2 protein-coding genes are annotated in these 2,942 nt (G+C 69.3%); both read left to right on the forward strand.

Annotated elements, in window-relative coordinates:
* Positions 1-477: 477 nt before the first annotated feature.
* Positions 478-1,752: an extracellular solute-binding protein gene (locus tag FNQ90_RS18255; RefSeq protein WP_182607363.1), complete on the forward strand. Its 1,275-nt coding sequence runs from the start codon at positions 478-480 to the stop codon at positions 1,750-1,752.
* Between the two features lie 53 nt (positions 1,753-1,805).
* The gene (locus FNQ90_RS18260) at positions 1,806-2,846 is read left to right on the forward strand and encodes a carbohydrate ABC transporter permease (protein WP_182607364.1); all 1,041 of its coding nucleotides are present in this window, start codon (positions 1,806-1,808) and stop codon (positions 2,844-2,846) included.
* Positions 2,847-2,942 lie beyond the last annotated feature (96 nt).

The following is a 2,942-nucleotide window of genomic DNA, read 5'->3' on the forward strand; positions in this document are numbered from 1 at the left end:
GCCCGGTCCCCCCGTGTCGTTCACGCCGTTCACGCCGCCTCCCGCGTTCTCGCCCCACCGTTGTGCCGGTCACGGCCTTTCCCTGAACCGCTTCCGACCTGTAAGTACTTGCAGCAACCGCCGGCGGTGCCGACAGGGGCGGGTTTCGGCCTCCATGATCCCTCCCGATGTGGGGGAGCGGAGAGCCGGAGGCCGGTCGTTACCGGTTCGTCATGGGGGCTCCGCAGGGTTCGCGGCGATTCCGGGGCCCGCGTTCGTCACCGTGGCGGTGGCCGGGAAACGTAGCATCACCGGTTGGGGAGGGGAACCCCGCGGGTACGATGCGCCGTCCTCTTGCAGAAAATTGCCGCAAGGTCTTTCCAAATCATTGCCCCGCTGTTACGTTCCTGGTCAGCCCGGCGCCGCGGAGTAGCGACGCGAGGGGGTGCCGGCCACCCGGAACACCCGGAAGAGGGCAGAACGTTTGAAGGAGTTCACATGCGGCGCAGCATAGGGACAACGGCGGTTATCGCGGCCCTGGCGCTTGCGGCAACGGCTTGCGGTGGCGGGGACGACGGGGACAACGGCTCCAACGGCTCCGGCTCGGGATCCGGCGGCGAGGGGCTGTCCGGCACCGTCACCTTCTGGGACACCTCCAACGAGACCGAGGCCGAGGTCTTCCGGGCGGTCGCCGAGGAGTTCTCGGAGCTGCACCCCGACGTCACCGTCGATTACGTCAACATCGGCTGGGACGGCGCCCAGGACCGGTTCAAGAACGCCGCCGGTGCCAACGAGGCCCCCGACGTGATGCGCACCGAGGTCGCCTGGGTCTCCGACTTCGCCAACCTCGGCTACCTCGCCCCGCTGGACGACACCCCGGCGGTCGAGGACCAGGGGGACTTCCTGGAGCAGGCCTGGGCCAGCACCCAGTTCAACGACACCACCTACGCCGTGCCGCAGGTCATCGACACCCTGGCGCTCTTCTACAACAAGGAGCTGCTGGACGCCGCCGGTGTCGAGGTCCCCGAGAACCTCGAGGACATCAAGGCATCCACCGAGGCCTTCACCGAGCAGGGTCTGGAGGCCCCCTTCTACCTGCGCGGTGACGACGCCTACTGGTTCCTGCCCTACATCTACGGCGAGGGCGGCGACCTGGTGGACGCCGACACCGAGACCGTCACCATCGACGAGGCCTCCGGCGTGGCCGCCTTCGAGGCCGTGCAGGACCTGCTCGACTCCGGTGCCGCCATCACCGACACCACCGACGGCTGGCAGAACATGATGGGCGCCTTCGGTGAGGGCTCCGTGGCCATGATGATCAACGGTCCCTGGGCGATCAACGACGCCCGCGACGCCATCGGCGAGGAGAACCTGGGCGTCGCCCCGGTGCCGGCGGGCGGCTCCTCCCAGGGCGCCCCGCAGGGCGGCTGGAACTACGGCGTCTACGCCGGCTCGGCCAACCTCGACGCCTCCTACGAGTTCGTCGCGTACATGGCCTCCGCCGAGACCCAGCAGCGCATCACCGAGGAGCTGAGCCTCCTGCCGACCCGTTCCTCGGTCTACGACGTGGACTCGGTCGCGAACAACGAGATGGTCGAGTTCTTCGCCCCGGCCGTCGAGGTCGCCCACGAGCGCGCCTGGATCCCCGAGGCCAACTCCCTGTTCGACCCGCTGCGCGAGGAGGTCGAGGCCATGCTGCTGGGCCGTGCCACCGCCGAGGAGACCGCCAACGCCGTCGGCGACCGCTACCGCGACCTGCTCGACTGGCAGTGATCCCGCGGTGAGTCGACGGTTGGAAGCCGAAGAGACGAGGGGCTGACCGACACATGGCCGGCACGAGCAGCCGGTCGGCGGTGACGACGGCCGGGGGCACCGGAAACGGTGCCCCCGGCCCGGGCCGCGCGACCGGGAGGAACGGGAAGCAGGGGCCCCCGTCCCCGCCCGGACGGTTCCGCAGGGCACTGTCCACCCACTGGTACGCCTGGACGATGATCGCCCCGGTGGTCACGGTGATCACGGTGATCATCGGCTGGCCGCTGGTCCGAGGCGTCTACCTGACCTTCACCAACGCCAACGAGGCGAACGTGGAGCGACGGATCGGCGTCAACACCATCGAGGCGACCTACGAGTTCGTCGGACTGGAGAACTACCTCTCGGTCCTGGGCGGCGCCCAGTTCTGGGACCGACTGACCTGGACCGTGGTGTGGACGGTCGCCTGCGTGGCGATCACCTTCACCCTCGGCCTGACACTGGCGAACATGCTCAACCGGCGGGTGCGCGGCCGGGCGATCTACCGCATGGCGCTGATCCTGCCGTGGGCGATCCCCGCCTTCGTCTCCATCTTCGCCTGGCGCATGCTGTTCAACGAGCGCAACGGCATCCTGAACGCCGCCCTGGAGGGCGGTGGGTTGAGTGCGATGACCTGGCTGACCGACCCGTTCTGGGCCAAGGTCTCGGTGATCGCGGTCAACGTCTGGCTCGGCGTGCCCTTCATGCTCATCGCCATGCTCGGCGCCCTGCAGTCCATCCCGGCCGAGCAGTACGAGGCGGCGGAGATGGACGGCGCCGGCGCCTGGCAGCGGTTCTGGAACATCACCCTGCCCGGTGTGCGCTCGGTCAGCTCCACGGTGGTGCTGCTCAGCTGCATCTGGACCTTCAACATGTTCCCGGTGATCTTCCTGCTCACCGGTGGCGGCCCCGCCGGCTCCACCGACATCCTGGTCACCGAGGCGTTCAAGCTCGCCTTCCAGCGCAGCCCGCGGGACTTCGCCGAGTCCGCCACGTGGGGCGTGCTCATCCTGCTGCTGCTGGTGGCCTTCGCCCTGGCCTACCGCCGGGTGCTCCGCAAGCAGGGAGAGGTGTGGTGACCATGGACACCCGCGACACCCGGAACACCACCGCGGCCCGCGACCCCGAGGCGGTGCCCCCCACCGGCGGCGACGCCGCCCCGGCCGTCACCTCGG

Source organism: Streptomyces alkaliphilus, assembly GCF_014141535.1.
In the GTDB taxonomy this organism is placed as follows: domain Bacteria; phylum Actinomycetota; class Actinomycetes; order Streptomycetales; family Streptomycetaceae; genus Streptomyces; species Streptomyces alkaliphilus.